Here is a 24,312-nt window from a genome sequence, read left to right as displayed (position 1 = left end):
TGCCGTCGTCGACCACCTCTATCTGCAGCGGCAGCGACTGGCCCGACCCGTCCGCCCGGCGCAACCGGAATGAATGTTCGAAATAGGTATGCAGCCGGATCGTGCTGCCCCCCGCTTCGGAGGCGTTCTTGAGCAGGTTCAGGATCACCTGCAGCAACTGGTCCTTGTCCCCCAGCGCAAAGGGCAGCGAAGGATCGTAATCCTCGATGATGCGCATACCTGCCCCGAACCCCAGCAGCGCAGAACGGCGCGCGCGGTCCAGCACGTCGTGTAGGTTGACCGGGGCACGGACGGGTTTCGACAGGTTACCGAATTGCTCCACCTGCTCCAGCAGCTTCACGATCCGCCGCGATTCCGCGACGATGAGGTCGGTCAACTCCAGATCCTCCGCCCGCAGATTCATGCTGAGCAGTTGCGCCGCACCCGTGATCCCGGCAAGCGGGTTCTTGATCTCATGCGCCAGCATTTCGGCCATGCCGATGGCCGATTTCGCGGCACTCTTGACCGAATGGTTCTGCGTCATCCGGCCCGCCAGTTCGCGAGGCGTGATGAGCATGAGCATACAGTCATCGCGGCCCACCAGCGGGGCTATCTGCAGCGCGCATTGCAGTGGGGCGCGCTGGCCGCTGCCGACGTCGATATCGTTGACGAAAAGCGGCGTGCCCGAACTGCGCGCGCGGTCAAAGGCGATCTCGAGCGGGTCGTCCACCGCGATCACATCCCAGACGGGCTGGCCCAGTACCGATTTGGCCGACACGTTGAGGAAGCCTTCCGCGGCGGGGTTCACATCGCGGATACCGTCATCGGCCCCGATCACCACCGCCGGAACCGGCAGCGATGTCCAGATATCGCCCGGATCGCTCATGCCGCCTGCCGTCGGGCGGCCTGCCCCAGCGCGCGGGGCAGCAGCGCCATGACCTCCGCCGGGCTGCGCGCCGTCAGAACCGCGCGGCGCACGTCGGCGGGTGTGCCACAACCGTCCATGTACCAGCCAAGGTGTTTGCGCGCGACCCGCAGCCCCAGATCCGCTCCGTAGAAAGACAGAATGTCTTCGTAATGGCCCGCGACGATATTCACCAGCGCGGCACCTTCGGGCACCACGGGCGCCGGCGTGCCAAAGAGATCGCGCGCGATTTCGGCCAGCAGCCAGGGGCGCCCCCGCGCCCCGCGCCCCACCATGATCCCGTCGGCCTGCGACGCCGCCATCGCCTGTCGGGCCGTGATGCTGTCGGTGATGTCGCCATTGGCGATGAGCGGGATGGAGACCGCCGCGCGCACCTCCGCGATGGCGGCCCAGTCGGCGGTGCCCTTGTAGAATTGGCAGCGCGTGCGACCATGCACCGTGATCATGCGGATCCCCGCCGATTCGGCCCTGCGGGCGATCTGCGCGGCATTGCGACTGTCGTCATCCCAGCCGAGCCGGGTCTTGAGCGTCACCGGCACATCGACCGCGCCCACCACCGCCTCAATGAGCCGCAGCGCGTGATCGGGCGCGCGCATCAGGGCAGAGCCGGAATAGCCCTGCGTTACTTTCTTGGCGGGACAGCCCATGTTGATGTCGATAAGCCGGGCGCCCTGCCCCGCGATCCGCCGCGCGGCTTCGGCCATCACCTCCGCCTCGCAGCCCGCGATCTGGACCGACGTCCCCTCGACCCCCAGCCCCAATTCGGCTTTCTCCCGCGTGCCGGGCCGCGCGCAGAGAAGCTCCCGGCTGGCGACCATTTCCGACACCACGAGCCCGGCGCCGAAGGACGCCACCAGCTTGCGGTACGGCAGATCGGTGATTCCGGCCATCGGGGCCAGAAGCACCGGCGGCGCGATGGGAACGGGAAACGCGGGGGCGGTCAAATGCCTAATCCTTGTGCAGTTGTCCTTGGCATATCCTGTCATGGTCCAAGTCTCAACGCTGCAGCGCCGCTTTACGGGGCCTGCCGGGACCGTTTGCCTAAAAAACAGGCAACACGCCCTGCCGATTGCGCCCCGCACGGGCATTGCCTAGACAGTCGCCATGACGACGACGATTTTCTCATGACAACCTCTGCCCTGATCGTGGCCGCCGGGCGCGGTGTGCGCGCGGGCGGTGGCGTGCCCAAACAATGGCGGCCCCTCGGCGGCAAGCGGGTGGTGGACCATGCCATTGCCGCCTTCGAGGCACACTCCGGCATCGACCGGATTGCCATCGTTCTTCACCCCGACGACATGGCCGAACAGGCAGAAGATTTGCGCGCGCGCGGTCTGCGTGTGGGCGCCGGGGGGGCGGAACGGTCGCAGTCCGTGGCCATGGGCCTCGCGCTGCTGGGGGAGGCAGGCAATGTGCTGATCCACGATGCCGCCCGGCCTTGCGTTTCCGCCGCGGTGATCGACGGTGTCCTGCAGGCCCTGCAGACCCACCCCGCCGCGGCCCCCGGCCTGCCCGTGAGCGATGCGCTCTGGCTGGGGGCGGAAGGGATCGTGAAGGATACGCGCGACCGCAGCGGCCTCTACGCGGCCCAGACCCCGCAGGGGTTCGACCTCGCCGCGATCCGCGCCGCACATGCCGCCTTTGAAGGCCCGGCGGCGGCCGATGACGTGGCCGTAGCCCGCGCCGCGGGCATAGACGTGGCGATCACCCCCGGCAGCCCCGACAACATCAAGGTGACGCAGCCCGAGGATTTCGCCCGCGCCGCCCGCATATTGGAGAAAGATTTGGATATCAGAACAGGCAACGGTTTCGACGTTCACGCCTTCGGGCCGGGGGACGGCGTGACGCTCTGCGGGGTGCATATTTCCCATGACCGCGGGCTTGTCGGCCATTCGGACGCCGATGTGGGCCTGCACACCGTGACGGATGCGATCTACGGCGCATTGGCGCGCGGCGACATCGGCCAGCATTTCCCGCCCTCCGACCCGCAGTGGAAAGGTGCACGAAGCGATATCTTCCTGCGCCATGCCGCCACCCTTGCCCGTGAGATGGGCTTTAGCCTCACCCATGTGGATTGCACGCTGATCTGCGAGGTCCCGAAGATCGGGCCTCATACCGAAAGGATGCGCGCGGCGATGGCCGAGATGCTGGACATTGAAATCGACCGTGTCTCCGTCAAGGCGACGACGACGGAACGGCTCGGCTTTGCAGGCCGGGGCGAAGGCATCGCCTGCATGGCCACAGCGACATTGGTGAAGACATGATTGCCGCCAGACTGATCGCGACGCTTCTGGGCGTCGGTTACCTGCGTCCCGGTCCGGGCACCTGGGGCTCGCTCATCGGCCTGCCCTATGCCTGGCTTTTACATGTGATCGGGGGCCTGCCGCTGCTGGCCCTGGGCATCATCGCGGCCTTTCCGCTGGGCTGGTGGGCCACCGCGCGCATGACCGCGGGGCAGGAAAACCACGACCCTTCGGAAATCGTGGTCGACGAACTCGTCGGCCAGTGGATCGCGCTCCTGCCGCTCAGCCATGCGGCATGGTCCATGGGCATCCCGATCCTGAACCTCTGGCCGGGCTGGATCGCGGCTTTCCTGCTGTTCCGCCTCTTTGACATCGCCAAACCGTGGCTGGTGGGCTGGGCGGACCGGCGCGGCGACCCGCTGGGGGTGATGCTGGACGACGTGATCGCAGGCATCTTCGCCGCGGTCTGCGTGATCGTGCTGGCCGGGCTCTATCACGGGGTGCTTCAGGGATGACGCTGGCCGCCGAGATACTGGAGGCGGCCCGCGCCCGGGGCATCATGATCGCCACCGCCGAAAGCTGCACGGGCGGTATGGTGGCCGTGGCGCTCACCGACCTGCCCGGATCCTCCGCGGTCTTCGAGCGGGGATTCGTCACCTATACCAACGCCGCGAAGACCGAGCTTCTGGGCGTGCGCGAGGCGACGCTTGAAGCCCACGGCGCGGTGTCCGAAGCGGTCGCCCGCGAAATGGCGGAGGGCGCGCTCACGCGCTCCGGCGCGGGGCTCGCGGTTTCGATCACCGGCATCGCGGGCCCCGGCGGGTCGGAGCACAAGCCCGAAGGCCGCGTTTGCTTTGCACTCGCGGGCGAGCAACGGGAGACATTCGCCGAGACCTGCGAATTCGGTGCGCAGGGGCGCGAGGCTGTCCGCCGCGCGGCGCGGGATCATGCGCTGACGCTGCTGCGGCAGGCGCTTCGCGAAAGCGCCTGATTTTCGGGCAAAACGCCGTGCAGACCGCACAAAAATAAGGCAATTGATATTTTGCCCGGAAAACGGGCAGCCCGCAGGGGGTTTTGCCTTTTGTATGGGCCTGTCCTGTCGTTCCTGCCCCGAATGTTTCACCTCAAGCACCGGAGCCGCAGATGAACCCCGCCGATACCGCATGGATCATGACCGCAACCGCCCTCGTCCTTTTGATGACGCTGCCGGGCCTTGCCCTTTTTTACGGCGGTCTCGTCCGCAGCCGCAACGTGCTCAGCGTTTTCATGCAATGCTACGCCGTCGCCTGCCTGATGAGCGTGCTCTGGTTCCTCGTGGGCTATTCCATCGCCTTCGGACCCGGCGAGACGGGGTTCTGGGGCGGTCTGGGCAAGATCGGTCTTGCCGGGGTCGACGCCGACAGCCTTGCCGGCACCCTGCCCGAGATTCTCTTCTTCGCCTTCCAGATGACCTTTGCCGTCATCACCCCGGCGCTGATCGTGGGCGCCTATGTAGAGCGGATCAACTTCGCCTTCGTGCTGCTCTTCTCTAGCCTCTGGATGCTGGTGGTCTACGCGCCGGTGGTGCACTGGATCTGGGGCGGCGGAATGCTGGCCGACGGCGGTATCTTCGGTGAAACCGGCGCGCGTGACTTCGCGGGCGGGATCGTGGTTCATGAAACCGCCGGTCTGGCCGCGCTGGTGCTGGCGATGTTCCTCGGCCCGCGCAAGAACCAGACCACGCCGCCGCATAATCCAGGCCTCGTGATGGTGGGTGCCGCGCTGCTCTGGGTGGGCTGGTTCGGCTTCAACGGCGGCTCGCAGCTTGCCGCCGATGGCGGGGCCGCCATGGCCATCACCGTGACCCATATCTCCGCTGCCACGGCCTCGCTCACCTGGGCGCTGTGGGAGAAGATCAAGTTCGGCAAGCCCTCGCTCGTGGGCATCGTGACGGGGACCATCGCGGGCCTTGCCTCCATCACCCCGGCTTCCGGCTTCGTGGGTCCGTGGGCGGCGCTGCTGATCGGCGCGGTGGCGGGCGTGCTCTGTCAGGAAGCGGTCGTGCTGGTCCGCAACCGGCTGCGCATCGACGACACGCTTGATGTCTTCGCGGTGCACGGCGTGGGCGGCATCTTCGGCACCATCATGATCGCGGCGCTCGGCGCCGGGTCATGGGCCGCGCAGCTCGGCTCGCTTGCCATCGTGGGCGTCTTCACGGTGGTGGTCAGCGTGATCCTCGTCTTCGTCTGCCGCGCGATCGTGCCGCTTCGGGTGGACGCGGAAACGGAAACCGACGGGTTGGACCTGCGGGTCCATGGCGAACGCGCCTACGACCTCAGCAACTAAGACTCCCGGGCGGCGCAGCTATAGCACTGCGCCGCGCCGGTTCAGACGGCCGACGTGCCGGGGCCGTAAAGCTCCTGCGCGCGCTTCTCGAAGGCCCGCACGATGCGCAGCATCGCCTCGTTGAAGACCACGCCGATGATCCGCTGAAGGATCGCGTTGCGGAATTCGAAATCGACGAAGAAATCCACCTCGCAGCCGCCCCCGGGCAGGTCGGTGAACTTCCAGTTGGACTTCATGTATTTGAACGGCCCGTCCAGGTATTCGGTATCGATCTTCTTTTCATCGGGCCAGAGGACCACGCGACTGGTGAAACGTTCACGGAAAACCTTGAAGCTGATCACCAGATCGGCCTCCATCACCCGGTGATCGCCCCTGTCTTCGTCACTGCGGATCCGCGCCGCCGCCGTCCAGGGCAGAAACTCCGGATAGCGGCCCACATCGGCGACCAGATCGTACATTTGCTGCGCGGTATAGGGAAGCTTGCGGGTCTCGGAATGGGTGGGCATTGCGTTCCATCATCTGGCGGGTTAGGCCCTATCTCACTGTTCAGCCGCTGGAATTCAAGGGCAAAGCCATGACCGACCGGCCCTACGTCATCGACGAATTGATCTCGGCCAAGGCCATCGCCGCCCGGATCGAAGCGCTCTGCCGCGCCATCCACGACGAGTTCGACGGCACCGACAAGCTGATCGTCGTGGGGCTGCTGCGCGGCTCCTTCGTCTTCATCGCCGATCTGGTGCGGGAACTGGACCTGCCGATCGAGGTCGATTTCCTCGAAGCGTCGAGCTACGGCGACGGTATGGAAAGCAGCCGCGAGGTTCGGATCCTCAAGGATCTGCGCGGCGCCATCGAAGGCCGCGACGTGCTGGTGGTCGAAGACATTGTGGATACCGGCCACACGCTTCATCATGTCACCAATCTGCTGCGCTCGCGCGGGCCCGCGCGGCTCAAGTCCATCGCGCTGCTGGACAAGCCCAGCCGCCGCGAAGTCGACCTGAAGGCCGACTGGACCGGCTTTGAGATTCCAGATGAATTCGTCGTGGGCTACGGCATCGATTTCGCACAGCGCAACCGCAACCTGCCCTACATCGGCACCGTTCGCTTTACCTGAACGAAGGGGAAAAGGCATGAACCTCACATGGTTCTTCCGGATGGCGAAATGGGCCCATAACCCGCCTTCTGCCGCGCGGGTAAAGCTTGTCTTCGGCATCGTGGCGCTGGCGCTTCTCATCGGGGGGATCGAATGGATGGGCTGGTGGCCCGAATGGGCCACGGCAGAGCGTATTCCCCGCCCCTGAGATGATCACGATGACGGGATTTTGCCGGTTGGACGCCGCATGCTACCGTCGGGCACATTCAGGGAGGGACACCATGACAATAGCACGTACATCCATCTTCTGCCTCGCTTTGGCGGGTCTTGCCACCGCCGCCGTTGCCGCGAACCACAGCGACAAGGCCGCCATGGCCGCTGTCGAGGCGCGCAAGGCGCAGATGAAGCTGATCGCCTATCACACCGGTATTCTGGGGGCGATCGCGAAGGGAGAGACCGAGTACGATTCAGAAACCGCCCGCAACGCCGCGATGAACCTGCATGCCGCCGCGGGCCTCGCCCGGGGGACCATGTGGATCGAAGGCACCGAACAGGGCGCGGTCGGCGATTCACGCGCCAAGGCTGAAATCTGGTCCGACCCCGATGGCTTTGCCGAGAAATTCACCGCGCTTGAAACCGCGAGCGGTGAGATGATCGATGCCGCCGCCGCCGATCTGGATAGTCTGCGGGCCGGTATGGGTTCCGTCGGTCAAGCCTGCAAGAGCTGCCACGACACCTACCGCGGCCCCGAAAACTGATCATGGGCAGGGCGCGCCGGGGTCTGCTGGCGCTGCTCGCCGCTCTGGGCGCCGCGGGCTGGTTCGTGACGGCCCCCGCCGCCGAGGATCCGGACTTTGCCGCGGGTCACCGCCCCGATGTCGAGAACGGCGCGCGGGTCTTTGCGGCGGCAGGGTGCCGGTCCTGCCACCAGCCCCCCGACGCGCCGGAGGGCGAAAACACCGCTCCGCCGCTCCTGTCAGGGGGGCAGGCCTTCGACAGTGATTTCGGCACCTTCTATGCGCCCAACATCTCCTCCGATCCGGTCGCGGGCCTTGGCGGCTGGTCGCTGCCGCAATTCGCCAATGCGGTAAGGCAAGGTGTCTCGCCCGAGGGGCGGCACTACTACCCCGCCTTTCCCTACGCTGCCTATCAACACATGACCGAGGGCGATGTCGCCGATCTCTTCGCCTATCTGCAAACCCTGCCTGCGGCCACCGCCGAAGCCCCCGCCCACGCGGTGCCCTTCCCCTTCAACCTCCGCCGTGGTCTTGGTTTGTGGAAACTGGCCTTCATGCCGGAGGACTACGCGGTCACGGGTGACCTTGCGCCAGAACAGGCGCGCGGGCGCTACCTTGCCGAAGCATTGGCCCACTGCGGTGAATGCCATACCCCGCGCAACGCCGCGGGCGGGCTTGAACTGCAACGCTGGCTGGCCGGCGCGCCGAACCCGGACGGTAAGGGGCGTATCCCCAATATCACCCCCGCCGAACTGACATGGTCACAGGCCGATATCGTGGGCTATTTCACCACCGGATTCACGCCCGACTACGATACCGCCGGCGCCCAGATGGCGGAGGTCGTCGAAAATCTCGCCATGCTCCCCCCGCAGGACCGGGAGGCGCTGGCCGCCTATCTCATGGTGGTCCCGCCCGTGCCCGAGGCCACGGCAGAGGCAGCGCCCGCGGAATGACCCGTCAGGCGCCCAGCCGCTTCAGCCGCGCCGCGCGCAGACGCGCGAAATCATCGCCCGCGTGATAGGACGACCGCGTTAGCGGCGTCGCCGAAACCATCAGGAAGCCTTTGCCATAGGCAGTCTTTTCGTAAGAGGCGAATTCGTCCGGATGTACGAAGCGGTCCACCCGGTGATGCTTCGGCGTTGGCTGCAGGTATTGCCCGATGGTCAGGAAATCGATGTCGGCGGCGCGCATGTCCTCCATCACCTGAACGACCTGCTGACGCATCTCGCCCAATCCCACCATGATACCGGACTTGGTGAACATGGTCGGATCCAGCTCTTTCACCCGCTGCAGCAGGCGCAGGGAATGGAAATACCGCGCCCCGGGACGCACTTCGGGGTAAAGGCCCGGCACGGTCTCGAGGTTGTGGTTGAAAACATCCGGCTTCGCCTCCACCACCTTTTCCAGCACCGACGGATCGCAGCGGATGAAATCCGGCGTGAGAATCTCGATGGTGGTGCCGGGGCTGCGATGGCGCACGGCGCGGATGGTCTGGGCGAAATGATCCGCCCCGCCGTCCGCGATATCGTCCCGGTCGACGGAGGTGATGACCACATGGTTCAAGCCCAGCTTCGCCACCGCATCGGCGACCCGGCCCGGCTCGAAAACGTCAAGCGCCTCGGGCGGGCGGCCCGTGGCGATGTTGCAGAAGGTGCAGGCCCGCGTGCAGACCTCGCCCATGATCATCATCGTGGCGTGGCCCTGGCTCCAGCATTCGCCCACATTAGGACATCCGGCCTCTTCGCAGACGGTCACCAGCTTGTTGTCGCGCATGATGCGCGCGGTTTCCGCATATCCCTTGCCGCCCGGCGCTTTCACCCTGATCCAGTCCGGCTTTTTCGGCTGGGGGTTGTCCGGTCGCCGTGCCTTTTCGGGATGCCGCTGTTCGGGAATCTTCAGATCGCGCATCGGGGGTCTCCATGCAGAACTGCCCCTGTCTAGCATATCGCGGCGCAGACAAAAGACCCCCGCGCGCAAGCCTGCCATGCGCGGGGGCGCCCCCTTCACCCTTTTCGAAATACTCCGGGGGCCCGGGGGCGGCGCCCCCGAAACCGGCCCGCCAGGCGCCTTCAGCCGATCATCGGACCGCCGGAGCCGATCGTCTGGTCGTAATGGACCTTCAGCCGGATAAGCGCGATGCGCAACACGATCTTGGCCGAACGCGCGGACCAGCCAAGCTGCTTTTCGACCGTTTCGAGCCCTTCCAGATGGCAGCAGCAGCGCAGGACCACGTCCGACAGGCCGGGGCCCAGTTCCGCGATGGCCGCCTCCACCCGCGCGCGGGCCTCAGCGGGGCTCGTATCCGTCCCGCCGGATCCGTCCCCGCCGCGCGCCGGAGCAAGGAACCTGTCCCAGGACTGCGCCATTCGCGGGCCCATCTGGGCCAGTTCGAAATCCTCGCGCAGCCGTTCCCCGGCATGAACAAGCGGCTCGGGCAGGAATGGAGTCCCCGACTTGTCCCGCCTGCGCGCCAGTACCGCAAGCGGGCTTTCGGTCAGGCAGTGCCGCATCCGTCGCAGCCGCGCTTCCTCGTCCTCCGCGGCAGCCTCGCGGGAGGGGGCCGGCCCATCGAAGGCCATGGGCGCCTCTGCAAAACCCTCTGCCGGAACGGGCGGCTCTTCGGTGTCGGCCGCGCCGCCCAGATCGCGCGCCACCTCGGCCCTGCCCGCTGCCGTGATCCGGTAGCGGACAACGCGCCCGCTGCCGCTCGCCGCGATCCAGTCCTTCAGGGCCATGGCCTCCGCCACCGGTTTGGCCACCACCGCGGTGCGCAACCCGCCCCCTGCCCCGCCTTCGCGCACCACCACGGCCCGGTCAAGGTCTGGTGCAACGGCCAGCACGGCCCCGCGTTCGCACAATCGGCGCAATACCCGCCGGGCCTCGGCGCCGAGGGTTTCGTCATCCGGCAGAGCAGCCGCCTTGATCTTCTTCATCCTTGAACTCTCTTTCGCTGCGCCGATGGCCCGTTCGCCGCGCCCGCCGCCCAGCATCGCCCGCCCGAGGCTCTGCAACGCCGCATCGACCAGCGGATCGTCCCGCCGCGTCTCGAACCGGCGGATCTGGCGCAGGACGGTCGAGGCATGGCAGCCCGCCTGCCGGGCAAGCGCCCGGATCGGCAGGCCCTGTTCGGTATGGGCTAGGTAATGCTGCGCGGCATGCGGCACCCAGGCGGGCAGCCTGCCGTTCCAGCGGGGGGCGGAGGGGGGATCGTTCCGAAGCGTGGCCATGGGCGGTCATCCATCGACTGGTGGATTTATCCACAGAGTTACCCACACATCCATTGGAAGTATTGGTTACTCTTTTGTTAAAATGTGATCGAATTAGAAGCATTGTTTCCAGCTGGTAAACAAAAGCATCCGGTCCGAACGCACCCCCTTAAAGGACCGCAACACCCGCCCCAGTTGTGCCAACCTGTGCCAAGCCCGCTTCCGGGCAAGGCCGCAGAAAAGGATTTCCACAATGAAGGACGTGTTGACGATGCTGAAGGAAATGCGCCGCCCCGCGCTCTTGATGCGTGCCGCGCGCATCGGGGCGGAGGACTACAAGCGCCCGGTCCATCTGGCCCGGCTGCTGGGATTCGGGCGCCTGCCCGGACCTGTCGAAAGCCTGATGCGCCTGATGGAATCAGAAGCCGCGCTCGAAGAGCAGCGCGGCGCGGGCATGGCCAGCTACAGCGTGGCGGACCATGTGGATGTGCTGATCGCAATGGTCGGCGAAGCGCGCGTGCTGCAACGCGCGCAGGCCGAGAAGGCCGCGGCGGGATCGCGCTAGCCGCGCGCCCCGCCCCGGCCCTTCACGACAGGTGAGCGCTTACATGAAGCTGTCAGGTTCCGCTGCCTTGCGCTGTGCGACGAACGCATCCAGCGCCTCCCGCTTGGCGGGGTCCATCTCCGGCTGGCGATAGTCGGCCAGCATGCGCTCCACCCGGGCGGCGGCCAGCGTCTGAGTATCCCGCGCGCCCTCGTCATACCATGTCTCGAAGGGCTTATAGTCGAGCAGATCGGATTTCCAGAAGGCAGACTTGAAGTTCGCCTGGGTATGGGCGCAGCCCAGATAATGCCCGCCCGGACCGACTTCGCGGATCGCATCCAGCGCCTGCGCATCCTCATCCATCTGCACGCCGCGCGCCAGATGATGCAAGGTGCCCAACTGGTCCGCGTCCATCACGAATTTTTCGAAGGAGGACACCAGCCCGCCTTCGAGCCAGCCGCAGGCATGCAGCATGAAGTTCACACCGGACAGAAGCCCCATGTTCAGGCTGTTCGACGTCTCGTAGGCGGCCTGCGCATCGGGCAGTTTCGAGCCGCAGAACGATCCGGCGGAGCGGAACGGCAGGTTCAGACGCCGCGCCAGCTGACCGGCCCCATAGGTGATATGCGAGGCTTCGGGCGTGCCGAAGGTGGGGGCACCGCTATTCATGTCGATGGAGGTCACGAAAGCGCCGAAGATCACCGGCGCGCCCTTGCGCACAAGCTGGCTATAGGCGATGCCCGCCAGCACTTCGGCCAGAACCTGCGTCAGCGTCCCGGCCACCGAAACCGGCGCCATCGCCCCGCCCACGATGAACGGAGAGATGATGCAGGCCTGATTGTTCTTCGCATAGACTTCGAGCGCGCCCATCATCACGTCGTCGAATGTCATCGGCGAGTTGATGTTGATGAGCGAGGTCATGACCGTGTTCTGCTGAACGAAATCCTCGCCGAAAAGCACGCCGCACATGTCCACGCTGTCCTGCGCACGGCTGGGTTCGGTGACCGACCCCATGAACGGCTTGTCCGACAGCGTCATATGGGCGTGCAGCATGTCGAGGTGCCGCTTGTTCACCGGCACATCCGTCGGCTCGCAGACCGTGCCGCCCGAATGGTGCAGCCACTTGGACATATAGGCCAGTTTCACGAACTTGTTGAAATCCGCCATCGTGGCATAGCGGCGGCCGCCGGCCGCGTCCCGCACGAAGGGCGGGCCATAGACGGGGGCGAGCACCAGATTGCGCCCGCCCACCTCGACATTGCGGGCGGGGTTGCGGGCGTGCTGGGTATAGGTTGACGGGGCCGTTTCGCACAGTTTGCGCGCCAGTCCACGCGGGATGCGCACCCGGTCGCCCTGAACGTCGGCACCGGCCTCGCGCCACAGCTCCAGCGCGCCCGGATTGTCGGGGAAATTCACGCCGATCTCTTCAAGCACCGTTTCGGCGTTGTGCTCGATGATTTCCAGCGCTTCCTCATTGAGGATTTCGAAGTTCGGGATGTTGCGCTCGATGTACTTCGCGGTCTCGAAGGACACCGCACTGCGCTCCGCCCGTCGGGCCGCGCCGCCGCCGCCCCGTCCACGTCTGGCTGTCTGTGTCATGCTGACCTCTTTTGTCGAAATGCGTTGCCTGTCCCTAGCCCATCGTGGGGGTGCGCTTCGCGCGGATAACGGCGGGGCGGAGAAAAAAGCGACATGTCCCGCCTTCCCCGGCGTTCGGAATAGTGCCACAGCGTAGAATGCCGCCCCCTCGGGGCGGTGAACGGGGTTGCCTTGGCCCGGGGGCGCGCCTAATCAGACGCCATGACAGACCTTATCCAAGACACCCTGCAGGACCACCATGACAAGCTGCTGATCGTCGATTTCGGCAGCCAGGTCACCCAGCTGATCGCCAGACGGCTGCGCGAATTGAATGTCTTCTGCGAAATCCATCCCTTCAATGCCGTGACGGATGACTTTCTTGACAATTTCGCGCCCCGCGCGGTGATCCTGTCGGGGGGGCCATCGTCGGTCTTTGCCGAAGGCGCGCCCATGCCGCCCGCCCGGATCTTCGAGCTTGGCGTGCCGATTCTGGGCATCTGCTATGGCCAGCAGGTCATGATGCACTGCCTCGGCGGTCACGTGGAACGGGGCCATGGCACCGCTGAATTCGGCCGCGCCTATGTCACGCCCACGGGAACCGAACTCGATCTGCTGCACGGCTGGTTCGGCACCGACCGCGAACAGGTCTGGATGAGCCACGGCGACCACGTCAGCAAGCTTGCGCCCGGCTTTCAGGTCTATGGCACATCGCCCAATGCGCCCTTCGCCATCTCCGGCGATCCGGAACGGCATTTCTACGCGGTGCAGTTCCACCCGGAGGTGCATCACACCCCGAACGGCGCGCGCCTGTTCGAAAATTTCGTGCGCCTCGCCGGTTTCTCGGGCGACTGGACCATGAAAGCCTACCGCGAAGAAGCCATCGCGGCCATCCGCGCGCAGGTCGGCGACCAGAAGGTCATTTGCGGCCTGTCGGGCGGCGTCGATTCGAGCGTCGCGGCGGTGCTGATCCACGAAGCCATCGGCGACCAGCTCACCTGCGTCTTCGTGGACCATGGCCTGCTGCGCAAGGGCGAGGCCGAAGAGGTCGTGACCATGTTCCGTGACCACTACAACATGCCGCTGATCCATGCCGACGAACAGGATCTGTTTTTGGGCGAGCTGGACGGGGTCAGCGACCCGGAAACCAAGCGCAAGATCATCGGAAAGCTCTTTATCGACGTGTTCCAGAAACACGCGAAGGAAGTGGGCGATGCGACATTCCTCGCTCAGGGAACGCTCTACCCGGACGTGATCGAAAGCGTGAGCTTTTCGGGCGGCCCCTCCGTCACCATCAAATCGCATCACAACGTCGGTGGCCTGCCGGAGAAGATGGGGCTGAAGCTGGTGGAACCGCTGCGGGAACTTTTCAAGGACGAGGTGCGCGCGCTGGGGCGCGAGCTTGGCCTGCCCGCCAGTTTCATCGGCCGCCACCCCTTTCCCGGTCCCGGCCTCGCGATCCGCTGCCCCGGCGAGATCACGCGCGAGAAACTGGATATCCTGCGCGAAGCCGATGCCGTCTATATCGACCAGATCCGCCGCCACGGGCTTTATGACGAGATCTGGCAGGCCTTCGTCGCGATCCTTCCCGTCCGGACGGTGGGCGTGATGGGTGACGGGCGCACCTATGATTTCGCCTGCGCCCTGCGCGCGGTGACGAGCGTGGATGGCATGACGGCGGATTACTATCCCTTCAGCCACGAGTTCCTCGGCGAAACCGCGACCCGCATCATCAACGAGGTGCCGGGCATCAACCGGGTGACCTACGACATCACCAGCAAACCGCCGGGCACCATCGAATGGGAGTGATCGGTGCCAGCGTCTGACTGCCTTCGGCGAGGATTTTCATCCATTTGGAAGCCCCGGTGAGCACGACACTGCGCGCGGCGCTCTGGATGACCGGCTCCATCGCCTCGTTCAGCTTCATGGCCGTGGCCGGGCGCGCGCTGGCGCCGCGGTTCGATACGTTCGAGATCATGATGTACCGCAGCCTTGTGGGGGTGATCGTGGTGCTGATCCTCGCTGCGGCTACCGGCGCGTGGCGCGAGGTGCGCTTTGATCGTTACGGTCTGCACCTTCTGCGCAACCTTGCGCATTTCACCGGCCAGAACCTGTGGTTTTTCGCGGTCACGGTGATCCCGCTGGCGCAGGTCTTCGCGCTTGAATTCACCTCTCCCATCTGGGTGATCGTGCTGTCGCCCCTGATCCTGGGCGAGCGGCTGACGCTGATGCGCGCGCTGGCGGTCGTGCTGGGTTTTGCGGGCATATTGATCGTGGCGCGGCCCGATCCCGCGGGGCTGAACGCCGGTCTCGTGGCGGCGGCCATGGCGGCGGTTTTCTTCGCACTCACGATAATGATGACCAAGCGGCTCACAAGAACGCAGAGCATCACCTGCATCCTGTTTCACCTCACCACGATGCAGCTTGTCTTCGGCCTTGTGGCGGCGGGATACGACGGCGATGTCGCGCTGCCTGATGCGGCCAGTTTCATCTGGCTGGCACTGGTCGGCGTCGCGGGCCTGCTGGCGCATTGGTGCCTGACCCATGCGCTGGCCATCGCGCCCGCCACGGTGGTCGTACCCATCGATTTCGTGCGCCTGCCCTTTATCGCCGTGGTCGGTATGCTGCTCTATGCCGAGGCGCTGGATATCTGGGTCTTCGTGGGCGCGCTGATCATCTTCGGCGGCAATTACCTCAATCTCTGGACAGAGGCGCGACGCGCGGCTGTCGCAAATCGGTAACACCCGCCTTCCTACACGCCAAGGTTGCCCCGGCGGCACCTGTTGACCTGTGCGGCCTGCGCACGTCTAGCCTTGCGCGCATGGCACCTCCGGCAGGCGGCAGGTGCGCTGACTTCTGGGGAGGAGTTCACATGACAGCAAGACTACCGGCGATCATCGCCGCACTCGGTTGCGCAGGCGCCGTTCAGGCAGGCGGCATCGACCGCTCCGGCCAATCCATCGCTGCCCTTTTCGAACAGGGCCGCCATGTCGAGTTCAGCCTCGGTTCGGTTTCGCCCGAAACCTCCGGCACATCCGTCGCGGCCCTCGGCTCCGTCAACAGTGGCAACATGGCCGAGGATTACCTGCAGTTCGGCGCGGCCTACAAGGCCGACATCAACAGCCAGCTGTCCTATGCCATCATCTACGATCAGCCCTTCGGCGCGGACGTGGCCTATCCGACGGGCACCGGCTATTACGCTGCCGGATCCCGGGCCGAGTTCGAAAGCCATGCGGTCACCGGTTTGCTGAACTATCGCATCAACGAGAACTTCAGCGTTCACGGCGGTCTGCGCGTCCAGTCCGTGAAAGCTTCGGCCGCCGTTCCCGTCGTTAACGGCTACACCGTCACCGGGGATAGCGAAGTCGGCGTCGGCTATGTGGCCGGCATGGCATACGAGATGCCCGAAATCGCGCTGCGGGTTGCGCTGACCTACAATTCTTCCATCGACTACGACGTCGCGACCTCTGAAACCTTTCTGACCCCCGGCGGTTTCGCCACCGTGAATACCACGACATCGGTGGAGACGCCGCAGTCGGTCAACCTTGCCTTCCAGACGGGCGTGGCCGAAGACACGCTGCTTTTCGGTGGCATCCGCTGGACCGATTACTCGGCCTTCACCATCGCACCGGCAGGCTACACCAACGCGACCGGCGCACCGCTTCTGAGCTATGACGACGATGTCTTCACCTATTCGCTGGGTCTGGGCCGCCGTCTGACGGACCAGTGGTCCATCGCCGCAACCGTGGGATACGAAAAGTCGCAGGGCGGTTTCGCCGCGAACCTCGGCCCGACGGACGGCAACACAAGCGTGGGTCTGGCCGCGACCTATTCGATGGACGCCATGACGATCACCACGGGCGTGCGTTACGTCGATATCGGCGATGCGCAGACGCAGTTCGGCCCCTTCGCCCCGGCTGCGAACTTCACCGACAACAAGGCCGTCGCGATCGGCGTGAAGGTCGCCTACAAGTTCTGATTCCGCCCCTTGGCGCTAAATCGAAGGCCCGGTGCTTTGCGCCGGGCCTTTTCGTTGCGCTTGCTGAACCGGCACCACAGCTTTGCCCGCGAAAGCGCAACATTCGGGTCGCCAGAAGCCCCGCCCCGGCTTAGGCAAGGCGCATGACACAACAAAAAGACATGTCGCCCCGTGCATGGGCGGAGCTTGCCCTGCTGGCCCTCATCTGGGGCGCATCCTTCCTGTCGGTGCGCTATGCGCTGGATGAGGTCGCACCGCTGACGACGGTGGCCCACCGGGTGTTCTGGGCCGCGCTGATCCTCTGGGGCGCTGTCTGGGCCATGGGGCTGCCCCTGCCCCGCCGCCCGGGGGTCTGGGGGGCCTTTCTGGTGATGGGCCTGTTCAACAACGCGATCCCCTTTACCCTGATGGCATGGGGGCAGCTGCATATCGAATCGGGCCTCACCTCCATCCTCAATGCCTCCACCGCGCTCTTCGGGGTGATGCTGGCCGCCCTGCTGCTGGCGGATGAGCGGATGACGCAGCGCAAGGCGGTGGGCGTGTTGCTGGGGTTCGCGGGGGTCGCCACGGCCATTGGCCTCGACAACTTGCGCAGCCTCGATCTGCGGTCGTTGGCGCAGCTTGCCGTGGTCGCGGGAACGGTGTCTTACGCCGCTGCCGGGGTCTGGGCGCGCAAGACGCTGGCGGGGCAGCCGCCGCAGCTTGCCGCGGCAGGGATGCTGACGGGATCGAGCCTGATCATGATCCCGCTGGCCTGGACGCTGGAGGGCGCGCCTTCGGCCCGGCTGACGCCCACCACCCTCTTGGCCATCGGCTATATGGCGGTGATCGCGACCGCTTTCGCCTATCTGCTCTATTACCGGGTGCTCGCCATGGCAGGCAGCGGCAACCTGATGCTGGTCACGCTGCTGGTCGCGCCAGTCGCCATCCTTCTGGGAGCATGGTTGCGGGACGAGGCGCTGAACCCCGCCGCCTACGGGGGGTTCGCGCTGCTGGGGCTGGGCCTGCTGGTGCTGGACGGGCGCATCTGGCGCTTGGCGGCGCGCTGGGTTAGTCAGGCCTGACGCCGACAGGGAACTTGACGATGCTCTATGCCAATGCCGCCGAATGGCGCTCCGCACCCCGCCGCAAGGTCCTCGTTTTCGGGATGTCGGGGCTGGGCAAGACCCATCTGTCGAGTCTCCTGCGCGCCTCGGGCGACTGGTTCCACTATTCCATAGATTACCGGATCGGCACCCGCTACTTAGGCGAAACCATCGCCGACAATGCCAAGGCGGAAGCGATGAAAGTGTCTTTCCTGCGGGAACTGCTGCTCAGCGACAGTATCTACATCGGCTCCAACATCACCTTCGACAATCTTTCCCCCGTGGCCACCTGGCTCGGCAAGCCGGGGGCTGCAGAAAAGGGCGGGCTGGCGATGCCCGAATACGCCGCCCGGCAGGAGGCGTTCCGCAGGGCAGAGATCGCCGCACTCGAAGACACCGGGCATTTCGCACGCCGGGCCAAGGCGCTTTATGACTATCCTCATTTCATCTGCGACACGGGCGGGTCGATCTGCGAATGGGTGGATGTGGACGACCCCAAAGATCCGTTAATGACGACACTTTCGGCGGAATGTCTTCCGGTCTGGATCAAGGGGGACGAGGCCCATACGCAGGAACTCGTCCGCCGTTTCGACAAGGCGCCCAAGCCCATGGCCTATCAGCCGGAATTCCTTGCCCGGGTGTGGCAGGAATATCTGGAGGAGAAAGACATCGCGCCCGAGCGGGTCGATCCCGATGATTTCATCCGCTTCACCTATGCCAAGGCGCTGGCGCACCGGCAGCCGCGTTATGCGGCGATGGCGCGCTGGGGCGTGACCGTCACCGCCGATCAGGTCGCGGCCCTGCGCACGCAGGACGATTTCACCGATCTTATCGCCGGGGTTCTGCCGGGCTGAACCCCGCGCCCCGGCCCGCCCTTGGCACTGCCCCGTGCAGGGTCTATCTAGACCGCGCAAGACAGGACACATCTTTCCCATGCCCATCAAGATCCCCGCAAATCTGCCCGCCTTTAACGTGCTCAAGCGCGAAGGCGTGATGGTGGTCGACGAGGAGCTGGCAAGCCATCAGGACATCCGCCCGCTGAACATCGCGCTGCTGAACCTGATGCCCAAGAAGATTCAGACGGAGAACCAGTTCGCCCGGCTGATCGGCGCGACGCCGCTGCAGATCGAACTGACGCTGGTGCGCATGTCCGAACACCAGACGCGCAATACCGCCGCCGAACATATGGAGAGCTTCTACCAGCCCTTCGAAGAGGTGAGCCACCGCAAGTTCGATGGGCTCATCATCACCGGCGCCCCGATCGAACATCTGCCCTTTTCAGAGGTGACCTATTGGGACGAGTTGCGCCGGATCATGGACTGGACCCAGACCAACGTGCATTCGACCTTCGGTGTCTGCTGGGGCGGGATGGCGATGATCAACCATTTCCACGGCGTGCCCAAGCACATGCTGGCGCAGAAGGCTTTCGGCTGTTTCAAGCATCGCAATCTCGCGCCCGCATCGCCCTATCTGCGCGGCTTTTCGGATGAATGCGTCGTGCCCGTTTCCCGCTGGACGGAAATGCGGCAGGAGGAAGTGGACGCGGCCCCGGGCCTTGTCACGCTGCTGGGCAGCGACGAGGTCGGCCCCTGTCTGGTGGAGGATCCGGACCACCGGGCGCTCTATATCTTCAATCATTTCGAATACGACCGCGATACGCTGAAACAGGAATTCGACCGGGACGTGGAAGCGGGCGTGCCCGTCACCCTGCCCTGCAACTACTACCCCGGCGACGATCCGGCGCAGGTGCCGCTCAATCGTTGGCGCAGCCACGCGCATCTTCTCTATGGCAACTGGATCAACGAGATGTATCAATCCACCCCCTACGACCTTGAACAAATTGGGACGTAAGCTGGTGCTCGTTCTGCTGCTGATAGCCGCCGTCACGGTGGCAGCGGTGCAATGGCGCGCCTATCAGCGCGAGGCCCGCGCGCGGGTGGCAACGCCGCCGGTGGGCCAGATCCTCGACATCGACGGCGTCAAGGTCCATGCGCAGGTGATGGGCGAAGGCCCGGATCTGGTGATGATCCACGGCGCCAGCGGGAACCTGCGGGATTTCACCTTCTCCTTCGCGGAGCGCCTGACAGACCGCTACCGGGTGGTCCTGTTCGACCGGCCCGGGTTGGGCTGGACGGATCGGCTGCCGGGCTACGGCGGGGCATGGAACAACGATGCCGAACCGCCGCAGGCGCAGGCCGAACTGCTGCAGAATGCCGCCGATGCGCTGGATGTGAAAAACCCGATCGTGCTGGGGCATTCCTACGGCGGGGCCGTGGCGCTGGCCTGGGGCCTGTCGCGCCCCGAAGACACGGCGGCGCTGGTGCTGGTCTCCGCCGTGTCGGAGCCTTGGCCCGGCGGCCTCGGCTGGCTCTATACCGTTACCGGCTCTACCCTTGGCTCCGCCCTTTTCATCCCCGTCGTAACCGCCTTTGCGCCGAAACAGCTGGTGACGGCCAGCGTAGATGCCATCTTTGCCCCGCAGGAGGCGCCCGAAGGCTATACCAAGCACATCGGCCCCGGGCTCACCCTGCGCCGGGACAGCACGCGGGCCAACGCCCAGCAGGTCAATTCCCTGCTGCCCCGGATCATCGAGATGCGGCAGAACTACGACAGGCTGACAATGCCGGTAGAGGCCGTGCACGGCGATAAAGACAATATCGTCCCGCTGGATATCCACAGCGCGCCCCTGATGGAGGATCTGGCCAACGGCAACCTCACGGTGTTGGAGGGCGTGGGCCACATGCCCCATCACGCCGATCCGCAGGCGGTGGAGGACGCCATCGACCGCGCGGCGACACGCGCGGGTTTGCGCCCGCGCTCCTGACGCCACATAGTGGCGCGGAAGGCGGAGGAGCCAGACCATGCAGAAACCATTCGACGGGGCGATCAGCGCCTATTTCGAGAACGAGGCACCGGACAGGATCCGCGCCGCCATCCGCCGCGCGGAAAAGGACGAGATCCTGTCGTCCTCCTACCCCCATTCGGAACGGCTTTCGCGCAAGGTCTATGAAAAGGAATTGGCGCGGCTACAGATCGAACTGGTGAAACTGCAGGCATGGGTCCGCGCCAAGGGGGGGCGTATCGCGATGGTCTTCGAAGGCCGCGACGCCGCCGGTAAGGGTGGCACGATTTCGCGCTTCCGCCAGAACCTCAATCCGCGTGCGGCGCGCGTCGTCGCTCTGTCGAAACCCAGCGACCGCGAACAGGGCGAATGGTACTTCCAGCGCTACGTCCAGCATCTTCCCACGGCGGGAGAGATCGTTTTCTTCGACCGCTCATGGTACAATCGCGGCGTGGTCGAGAAGGTGTTCGATTTCACCACCGACCCGGAGCGCGAATTGTTTTTCAAGCAGGTCATTCCCTTCGAGACGATGCTCACGCAGGATGGCATCCATCTTTTCAAGTTCTGGCTGAACGTGGGCCGGGCCGAGCAGTTGCGCCGCATGCTGGCGCGCGAAAGCGATCCGCTGAAGCAATGGAAGCTTAGCCAGATCGATGTGATGGGCCTCTCCCGATGGGATGCCTATTCCGACGCCATCCGCGAAACGCTCGACCGGTCGCACACCGCTGCCAACCCATGGACGGTCATCCGCTCCGACGACAAGCGCCGCGCGCGGCTGGCCGCGATCCGGACTGTGCTGCGAGCCTTCGACTACGACCACAAGGATACCCGCGCCATCGGCGAGACCGACGGGCGGATCTGCGGCGGGCCGGATATCTGGGATGCCTAAACGGGGGTATCATCACGGCAACCTGCGCCAGGCGCTGATCGACGCGGCGCTCGAACTGATCGAATTGCGCGGGCCCACGGGGTTCACCCTGTCGGAGGCCGCGAAACAGGCCGGGGTCACCCCCGCCGCCGTCTACCGCCATTTCGAGGGGCGCGAGGATCTCATCGCAGAGGCGGCGTTGCAAGGCTACGACATCTTCGTCACCGCCATGCAATCGGCCTATGCCGAAGGAAAGCCCAATGCCCTGCGCGCCTTCGAGGCGACGGGCCGCGCCTACCTCGCCTTTGCGCGGGACCACCCCGGCCATTACATCGCGATGTTCGAAAGCGGCATTTCGGTGAACCGTACCCCCGAACTGGCCGAAGTCGCCGGAAGGGCCAACGCGGTGCTGGAACGGGCCGCGATGGAACTCAGCCAGCACATACCCCAAGAGCGCCGCCCGCCGGCGAGCATGGTTTCCGCCCATGTCTGGGCCATCAGCCACGGCGTCGTCGAACTTTTCGCGCGGAACTCCCCGGGCCGGGCCACGCCCTTTCCGGCCGACGAGCTGCTGGAAAGCGGTATCGGGATCTATCTGCGCGGTCTCGGGTTGATCAGCCCCGACGACTGACGCCCTGTCAGGCCGCCGGTTCGGGAACCATCGCGCCCAGCACCTCTGCCGCGATCTCGAACGAGCGCAGGCGCGCGGCGTGATCATGTATCTGACCGGTCAGGATCATCTCATCCGGGGTATATTGCGCCCTGAACTGCTCCAACTGCGATTTCACCGTCGCAGGATCCCCCACGGCGGAAAATCGCAGCGCATGATCGACCCCGCGGCGCAGGGCGGGCCCGATCGCGCCGTCGATATCCTCTACCGGGTGGGGCAGCTTGCCGGGCCGACCGGTGCGCAGCCGGGCAAAGGCCTGCTGCATGGAACTGCGCAGGAAATGCGCCCGATCCGCGGTGTCGGCGGCGAATACATTGACGGCGAGGATGAAATAGGGCGCCGCCAACTGCGCGGAGGGCCGGAAATCTCGCCGGTAGATCATCAGCGCGTCCTCCAGCGCATCGGGGGCGAAATGCGAGGCAAAGGCATAAGGAAGCCCGAACTGCGCCGCCAGCTGCGCCCCAAAAAGCGATGAGCCGAGGATGTAGAGCGGCACATGCGTCCCCTCGCCCGGATGCGCGCGGACCGAAGCGCCGGGATCGGCATCCCCCAGATAGCGCATCAACTCGGCCACCTCCTCCGGAAAGCGATCCGCAGACTGCATCCCGCGCTGCAGCGCCCGGTATACCGCCTGATCCCCGCCGGGCGCGCGCCCGAGACCCAGATCGATCCGGTCCCCGAAGATCGTGGCCAGCGTGCCGAACTGCTCCGCGATGGTCAGGGGCGCATGGTTCGGCAACATCACCCCCCCGGCACCCACCCGCATTGCCTTGGTCGCATTCGCCACATGACCGATCAGCACCGATGTGGCGGCAGAAGCGATGCCCGGCATGTTGTGATGCTCCGCCAGCCAGTAGCGGTGATACCCCCAATCCTCCGCGTGCCGGGCAAGATCGACGGTATTCGCGATGGCCTGGCGCGCATCCGATCCTTCGGGCACGGGGGCAAGGTCGAGAACTGAGTATTTCATCGCATCACTCCTGCTTTGAATAACGGGGGTAAGCCCCGCTCGCCCCGCCTTCCACCCCTTTCACCCTTTTTCAAACACTCCGGGGGTCCGGGGGCAGCGCCCCCGGGACGGCCCCCCAAGGCACAAACGTGAAAAAGGCCGCCCCCACGGGAGCGGCCTTTTCCAGATGTTGCGGAATATGCAGCAATCAGCGTTTGGAGAACTGGAAGCTCTTGCGGGCCTTGGCGCGGCCGTACTTCTTGCGTTCCACCACGCGGCTGTCGCGGGTCAGGAAGCCGGCCGCCTTCAGGGCGCCGCGCAGAGAGGGATCGTAAAGCTGCAGCGCCTTGGAGACGCCGTGTTTCACCGCACCGGCCTGACCGGACAGGCCGCCGCCCTTGACGGTGGCGACCACATCGAACTGCCCCTCGACCCCGGCAACCGAGAACGGCTGTGCGAGGATCATCTGCAGCACGGGGCGCGCGAAATATTCGTTCTGCGGCTTGCCGTTGACGGTGACCTTGCCGGAACCGGGCTTGATCCAGACGCGGGCGACCGCGTCCTTGCGCTTGCCGGTGGCATAGGCGCGGCCCAGATCGTCGCGCTGGGGTTCGCGCGAAACGGAAGCTTCGGGGTCGGTGCCCTGCACGCCGCCGATGTTCTCGGTCACGGCCGCTTCGAGCCCTTCGAGTGTCTTGATTTCTTCAGCCATGCTCATGCACTCCGCGTGTTTTTGGCGTTCATGGACTTGACGTCCAGAACTTCGGGGCTCTGCGCCTCGTGGGGATGGTCGGACCCGGCATAGACGCGCAGGTTTGTCATGATCTGGCGGCTCAGGCGGTTGCCGGGCAGCATCCGCTTGACGGCCTGCGTGACCACGCGCTCGGGGTGTGCGCCTTCGAGGATCTGCTCCTTGGTGCGGGACTTGATGCCGCCGGGGTGGCCGGTGTGCCAGTAGAAATGCTCTTCGCGCTTCTTGCCGGTCAGCTGGACCTTGTCCGCATTGATGACGATGACATTGTCACCGCAATCCATGTGGGGCGTGAAGGAAGGCTTGTGCTTGCCGCGCAGGCGCGTGGCGACGATCGATGCAAGACGGCCCAGAACGATGCCTTCGGCGTCGATCAGGATCCATTTCTTGTCGATGTCTGCCGGTGTCGCAGAAAAGGTTTTCATCGGAAATTCCCGTAGATGGAGTGAGCGTGGCACGCGCCGGAGCGGCACCACCGTGTGATGGGCGGGTTATACGCGGTTCAAATTGCGCGTCAAGCGACACAAGCCTGATAAAATACCGTTAA

Annotated in this window: 27 protein-coding genes; 18 read left to right on the top strand and 9 right to left on the bottom strand. The window is 65.2% G+C overall.

What is annotated here, in order from left to right; all coding sequences use genetic code 11:
• Nucleotides 1–865 (bottom strand): two-component system sensor histidine kinase NtrB (locus tag A3764_RS06915; RefSeq protein WP_067951368.1); only part of this gene is annotated, 865 nt, incomplete at its 3' end.
• A complete protein-coding gene (dusB, locus tag A3764_RS06910) occupies nucleotides 862–1,890 on the bottom strand; it encodes a tRNA dihydrouridine synthase DusB (RefSeq protein WP_082851093.1) in 1,029 nt (342 codons plus the stop codon). The genes A3764_RS06915 and dusB, both read right to left, overlap by 4 nt.
• A 138-nt stretch (nucleotides 1,891–2,028) precedes the next feature.
• Here dusB and A3764_RS06905 point away from each other — a divergent pair, with 138 nt between their 5' ends.
• From A3764_RS06905 to A3764_RS06890, 4 genes are all read left to right on the top strand, one after another.
• Complete coding sequence (locus A3764_RS06905) at nucleotides 2,029–3,165, top strand: bifunctional 2-C-methyl-D-erythritol 4-phosphate cytidylyltransferase/2-C-methyl-D-erythritol 2,4-cyclodiphosphate synthase (RefSeq protein WP_067951366.1); 1,137 nt, start codon at nucleotides 2,029–2,031, stop codon at nucleotides 3,163–3,165.
• On the top strand, nucleotides 3,162–3,659 hold the full coding sequence (locus tag A3764_RS06900; RefSeq protein WP_067922364.1) for a phosphatidylglycerophosphatase A family protein: 498 nt from the start codon (nucleotides 3,162–3,164) through the stop codon (nucleotides 3,657–3,659). The genes A3764_RS06905 and A3764_RS06900 overlap by 4 nt, the downstream gene beginning before the upstream one ends.
• On the top strand, nucleotides 3,656–4,135 hold the full coding sequence (locus tag A3764_RS06895) for a CinA family protein (protein WP_067922361.1): 480 nt from the start codon (nucleotides 3,656–3,658) through the stop codon (nucleotides 4,133–4,135). The genes A3764_RS06900 and A3764_RS06895 overlap by 4 nt, the downstream gene beginning before the upstream one ends.
• Nucleotides 4,136–4,287: 152 nt before the next feature.
• The gene (locus tag A3764_RS06890) at nucleotides 4,288–5,469 is read left to right on the top strand and encodes an ammonium transporter (protein ID WP_067922358.1); all 1,182 of its coding nucleotides are present in this window, start codon (nucleotides 4,288–4,290) and stop codon (nucleotides 5,467–5,469) included.
• Between the two features lie 41 nt (nucleotides 5,470–5,510).
• On the opposite strand, the gene A3764_RS06885 is transcribed toward A3764_RS06890, so the two are convergent.
• Nucleotides 5,511–5,975, bottom strand: a complete 465-nt coding sequence (locus A3764_RS06885) for a type II toxin-antitoxin system RatA family toxin (protein ID WP_067922355.1) — start codon at nucleotides 5,973–5,975, stop codon at nucleotides 5,511–5,513.
• 68 nt (nucleotides 5,976–6,043) lie between these two features.
• On the opposite strand from A3764_RS06885, the gene hpt reads away from it, so the two are divergent.
• The 4 genes from hpt to A3764_RS06870 all read left to right on the top strand — a co-directional run bounded on the left by hpt (nucleotide 6,044) and on the right by A3764_RS06870 (nucleotide 8,249).
• Nucleotides 6,044–6,580, top strand: coding sequence for a hypoxanthine phosphoribosyltransferase (gene hpt, locus A3764_RS06880; protein WP_067922371.1), 537 nt, complete (start codon nucleotides 6,044–6,046; stop codon nucleotides 6,578–6,580).
• Between the two features lie 16 nt (nucleotides 6,581–6,596).
• Entirely contained in the window at nucleotides 6,597–6,767 is a 171-nt protein-coding gene (locus A3764_RS25650; protein ID WP_201722119.1) for a hypothetical protein, read from the top strand.
• A 73-nt stretch (nucleotides 6,768–6,840) separates the two neighbouring features.
• A complete protein-coding gene (locus tag A3764_RS06875) occupies nucleotides 6,841–7,317 on the top strand; it encodes a c-type cytochrome (RefSeq protein ID WP_067922352.1) in 477 nt (158 codons plus the stop codon).
• 2 nt (nucleotides 7,318–7,319) lie between these two features.
• Nucleotides 7,320–8,249: a cytochrome c gene (locus tag A3764_RS06870; protein WP_067951364.1), complete on the top strand. Its 930-nt coding sequence runs from the start codon at nucleotides 7,320–7,322 to the stop codon at nucleotides 8,247–8,249.
• A gap of 4 nt (nucleotides 8,250–8,253) precedes the next feature.
• Here A3764_RS06870 and lipA read toward each other — a convergent pair whose 3' ends face one another.
• Nucleotides 8,254–9,204 (bottom strand): lipoyl synthase, encoded by a 951-nt coding sequence (gene lipA / locus A3764_RS06865; protein ID WP_067920645.1) that lies wholly within the window; start codon nucleotides 9,202–9,204, stop codon nucleotides 8,254–8,256.
• A 161-nt stretch (nucleotides 9,205–9,365) separates the two neighbouring features.
• A complete protein-coding gene (locus A3764_RS06860; protein ID WP_067920643.1) occupies nucleotides 9,366–10,523 on the bottom strand; it encodes a DUF6456 domain-containing protein in 1,158 nt (385 codons plus the stop codon).
• 232 nt (nucleotides 10,524–10,755) lie between these two features.
• Between A3764_RS06860 and A3764_RS06855 the strand changes: the two genes are divergently transcribed.
• Nucleotides 10,756–11,067, top strand: coding sequence for a DUF6477 family protein (locus tag A3764_RS06855; protein WP_067920641.1), 312 nt, complete (start codon nucleotides 10,756–10,758; stop codon nucleotides 11,065–11,067).
• Nucleotides 11,068–11,106: 39 nt separating this feature from the next.
• Here A3764_RS06855 and A3764_RS06850 read toward each other — a convergent pair whose 3' ends face one another.
• Nucleotides 11,107–12,645, bottom strand: a complete 1,539-nt coding sequence (locus A3764_RS06850; RefSeq protein ID WP_067920639.1) for a trimethylamine methyltransferase family protein — start codon at nucleotides 12,643–12,645, stop codon at nucleotides 11,107–11,109.
• 201 nt (nucleotides 12,646–12,846) lie between these two features.
• Here A3764_RS06850 and guaA point away from each other — a divergent pair, with 201 nt between their 5' ends.
• The 9 genes from guaA (at nucleotide 12,847) to A3764_RS06805 (ending at nucleotide 22,026) form a co-directional block, all read left to right on the top strand.
• The gene (guaA, locus tag A3764_RS06845) at nucleotides 12,847–14,430 is read left to right on the top strand and encodes a glutamine-hydrolyzing GMP synthase (protein WP_067920637.1); all 1,584 of its coding nucleotides are present in this window, start codon (nucleotides 12,847–12,849) and stop codon (nucleotides 14,428–14,430) included.
• Between the two features lie 56 nt (nucleotides 14,431–14,486).
• Nucleotides 14,487–15,362, top strand: a complete 876-nt coding sequence (locus A3764_RS06840; protein WP_067920648.1) for a DMT family transporter — start codon at nucleotides 14,487–14,489, stop codon at nucleotides 15,360–15,362.
• A 131-nt stretch (nucleotides 15,363–15,493) separates the two neighbouring features.
• Nucleotides 15,494–16,600, top strand: a complete 1,107-nt coding sequence (locus A3764_RS06835) for an OmpP1/FadL family transporter (protein ID WP_067920635.1) — start codon at nucleotides 15,494–15,496, stop codon at nucleotides 16,598–16,600.
• A gap of 143 nt (nucleotides 16,601–16,743) precedes the next feature.
• Nucleotides 16,744–17,664, top strand: coding sequence for a DMT family transporter (locus A3764_RS06830; RefSeq protein WP_067920633.1), 921 nt, complete (start codon nucleotides 16,744–16,746; stop codon nucleotides 17,662–17,664).
• Nucleotides 17,665–17,684: 20 nt separating this feature from the next.
• Nucleotides 17,685–18,539, top strand: coding sequence for an ATPase (locus tag A3764_RS06825; protein WP_067920631.1), 855 nt, complete (start codon nucleotides 17,685–17,687; stop codon nucleotides 18,537–18,539).
• A 79-nt stretch (nucleotides 18,540–18,618) separates the two neighbouring features.
• A complete protein-coding gene (metA, locus tag A3764_RS06820; protein WP_067920629.1) occupies nucleotides 18,619–19,536 on the top strand; it encodes a homoserine O-acetyltransferase MetA in 918 nt (305 codons plus the stop codon).
• Nucleotides 19,526–20,509, top strand: coding sequence for an alpha/beta fold hydrolase (locus A3764_RS06815; protein WP_236628104.1), 984 nt, complete (start codon nucleotides 19,526–19,528; stop codon nucleotides 20,507–20,509). Before metA ends, A3764_RS06815 begins: the two co-directional genes overlap by 11 nt.
• Nucleotides 20,510–20,546: 37 nt before the next feature.
• A complete protein-coding gene (gene ppk2 / locus A3764_RS06810; protein WP_067920627.1) occupies nucleotides 20,547–21,416 on the top strand; it encodes a polyphosphate kinase 2 in 870 nt (289 codons plus the stop codon).
• Nucleotides 21,409–22,026 (top strand): TetR/AcrR family transcriptional regulator, encoded by a 618-nt coding sequence (locus A3764_RS06805; RefSeq protein ID WP_067920626.1) that lies wholly within the window; start codon nucleotides 21,409–21,411, stop codon nucleotides 22,024–22,026. The genes ppk2 and A3764_RS06805 overlap by 8 nt, the downstream gene beginning before the upstream one ends.
• A gap of 7 nt (nucleotides 22,027–22,033) precedes the next feature.
• On the opposite strand, the gene A3764_RS06800 is transcribed toward A3764_RS06805, so the two are convergent.
• The 3 genes from A3764_RS06800 to rplM form a co-directional block, all read right to left on the bottom strand.
• Entirely contained in the window at nucleotides 22,034–23,035 is a 1,002-nt protein-coding gene (locus A3764_RS06800; RefSeq protein ID WP_067951362.1) for an LLM class flavin-dependent oxidoreductase, read from the bottom strand.
• 187 nt (nucleotides 23,036–23,222) lie between these two features.
• Nucleotides 23,223–23,726 carry a 30S ribosomal protein S9 gene (gene rpsI, locus A3764_RS06795; protein WP_067927804.1) on the bottom strand — a complete coding sequence of 168 codons (504 nt, stop codon included), beginning with the start codon at nucleotides 23,724–23,726 and terminating at the stop codon, nucleotides 23,223–23,225.
• 2 nt (nucleotides 23,727–23,728) lie between these two features.
• Nucleotides 23,729–24,190 (bottom strand): 50S ribosomal protein L13, encoded by a 462-nt coding sequence (gene rplM, locus A3764_RS06790; RefSeq protein WP_067927808.1) that lies wholly within the window; start codon nucleotides 24,188–24,190, stop codon nucleotides 23,729–23,731.
• Nucleotides 24,191–24,312: the final 122 nt, after the last annotated feature.

Origin of the sequence: Sulfitobacter sp. HI0129, from assembly GCF_001635395.1 — a bacterium.
Lineage (GTDB): Bacteria > Pseudomonadota > Alphaproteobacteria > Rhodobacterales > Rhodobacteraceae > Sulfitobacter.
The sequence above is the reverse complement of the archived record's forward strand: the minus strand, read 5'-3'. Positions and strand labels throughout refer to the sequence as shown.

Excerpts from the sequence above, each read along its gene's own strand:
- A3764_RS25650 (WP_201722119.1), top strand. The coding sequence starts at position 6,597 with ATGAACCTCACATGGTTCTTCCGGATGGCGAAATGGGCCCATAACCCG.
- A3764_RS06895 (WP_067922361.1), top strand. The coding sequence starts at position 3,656 with ATGACGCTGGCCGCCGAGATACTGGAGGCGGCCCGCGCCCGGGGCATC.
- A3764_RS06885 (WP_067922355.1), bottom strand. The coding sequence starts at position 5,975 with ATGCCCACCCATTCCGAGACCCGCAAGCTTCCCTATACCGCGCAGCAA.
- A3764_RS06875 (WP_067922352.1), top strand. The coding sequence starts at position 6,841 with ATGACAATAGCACGTACATCCATCTTCTGCCTCGCTTTGGCGGGTCTT.
- rplM (WP_067927808.1), bottom strand. The coding sequence starts at position 24,190 with ATGAAAACCTTTTCTGCGACACCGGCAGACATCGACAAGAAATGGATC.
- hpt (WP_067922371.1), top strand. The coding sequence starts at position 6,044 with ATGACCGACCGGCCCTACGTCATCGACGAATTGATCTCGGCCAAGGCC.
- ppk2 (WP_067920627.1), top strand. The coding sequence starts at position 20,547 with ATGCAGAAACCATTCGACGGGGCGATCAGCGCCTATTTCGAGAACGAG.
- A3764_RS06850 (WP_067920639.1), bottom strand. The coding sequence starts at position 12,645 with ATGACACAGACAGCCAGACGTGGACGGGGCGGCGGCGGCGCGGCCCGA.
- lipA (WP_067920645.1), bottom strand. The coding sequence starts at position 9,204 with ATGCGCGATCTGAAGATTCCCGAACAGCGGCATCCCGAAAAGGCACGG.
- A3764_RS06900 (WP_067922364.1), top strand. The coding sequence starts at position 3,162 with ATGATTGCCGCCAGACTGATCGCGACGCTTCTGGGCGTCGGTTACCTG.
- rpsI (WP_067927804.1), bottom strand. The coding sequence starts at position 23,726 with ATGGCTGAAGAAATCAAGACACTCGAAGGGCTCGAAGCGGCCGTGACC.
- A3764_RS06835 (WP_067920635.1), top strand. The coding sequence starts at position 15,494 with ATGACAGCAAGACTACCGGCGATCATCGCCGCACTCGGTTGCGCAGGC.
- A3764_RS06855 (WP_067920641.1), top strand. The coding sequence starts at position 10,756 with ATGAAGGACGTGTTGACGATGCTGAAGGAAATGCGCCGCCCCGCGCTC.
- A3764_RS06890 (WP_067922358.1), top strand. The coding sequence starts at position 4,288 with ATGAACCCCGCCGATACCGCATGGATCATGACCGCAACCGCCCTCGTC.
- guaA (WP_067920637.1), top strand. The coding sequence starts at position 12,847 with ATGACAGACCTTATCCAAGACACCCTGCAGGACCACCATGACAAGCTG.
- A3764_RS06825 (WP_067920631.1), top strand. The coding sequence starts at position 17,685 with ATGCTCTATGCCAATGCCGCCGAATGGCGCTCCGCACCCCGCCGCAAG.
- A3764_RS06805 (WP_067920626.1), top strand. The coding sequence starts at position 21,409 with ATGCCTAAACGGGGGTATCATCACGGCAACCTGCGCCAGGCGCTGATC.
- metA (WP_067920629.1), top strand. The coding sequence starts at position 18,619 with ATGCCCATCAAGATCCCCGCAAATCTGCCCGCCTTTAACGTGCTCAAG.
- A3764_RS06860 (WP_067920643.1), bottom strand. The coding sequence starts at position 10,523 with ATGGCCACGCTTCGGAACGATCCCCCCTCCGCCCCCCGCTGGAACGGC.
- dusB (WP_082851093.1), bottom strand. The coding sequence starts at position 1,890 with ATGACAGGATATGCCAAGGACAACTGCACAAGGATTAGGCATTTGACC.
- A3764_RS06800 (WP_067951362.1), bottom strand. The coding sequence starts at position 23,035 with ATGAAATACTCAGTTCTCGACCTTGCCCCCGTGCCCGAAGGATCGGAT.
- A3764_RS06870 (WP_067951364.1), top strand. The coding sequence starts at position 7,320 with ATGGGCAGGGCGCGCCGGGGTCTGCTGGCGCTGCTCGCCGCTCTGGGC.
- A3764_RS06830 (WP_067920633.1), top strand. The coding sequence starts at position 16,744 with ATGACACAACAAAAAGACATGTCGCCCCGTGCATGGGCGGAGCTTGCC.
- A3764_RS06905 (WP_067951366.1), top strand. The coding sequence starts at position 2,029 with ATGACAACCTCTGCCCTGATCGTGGCCGCCGGGCGCGGTGTGCGCGCG.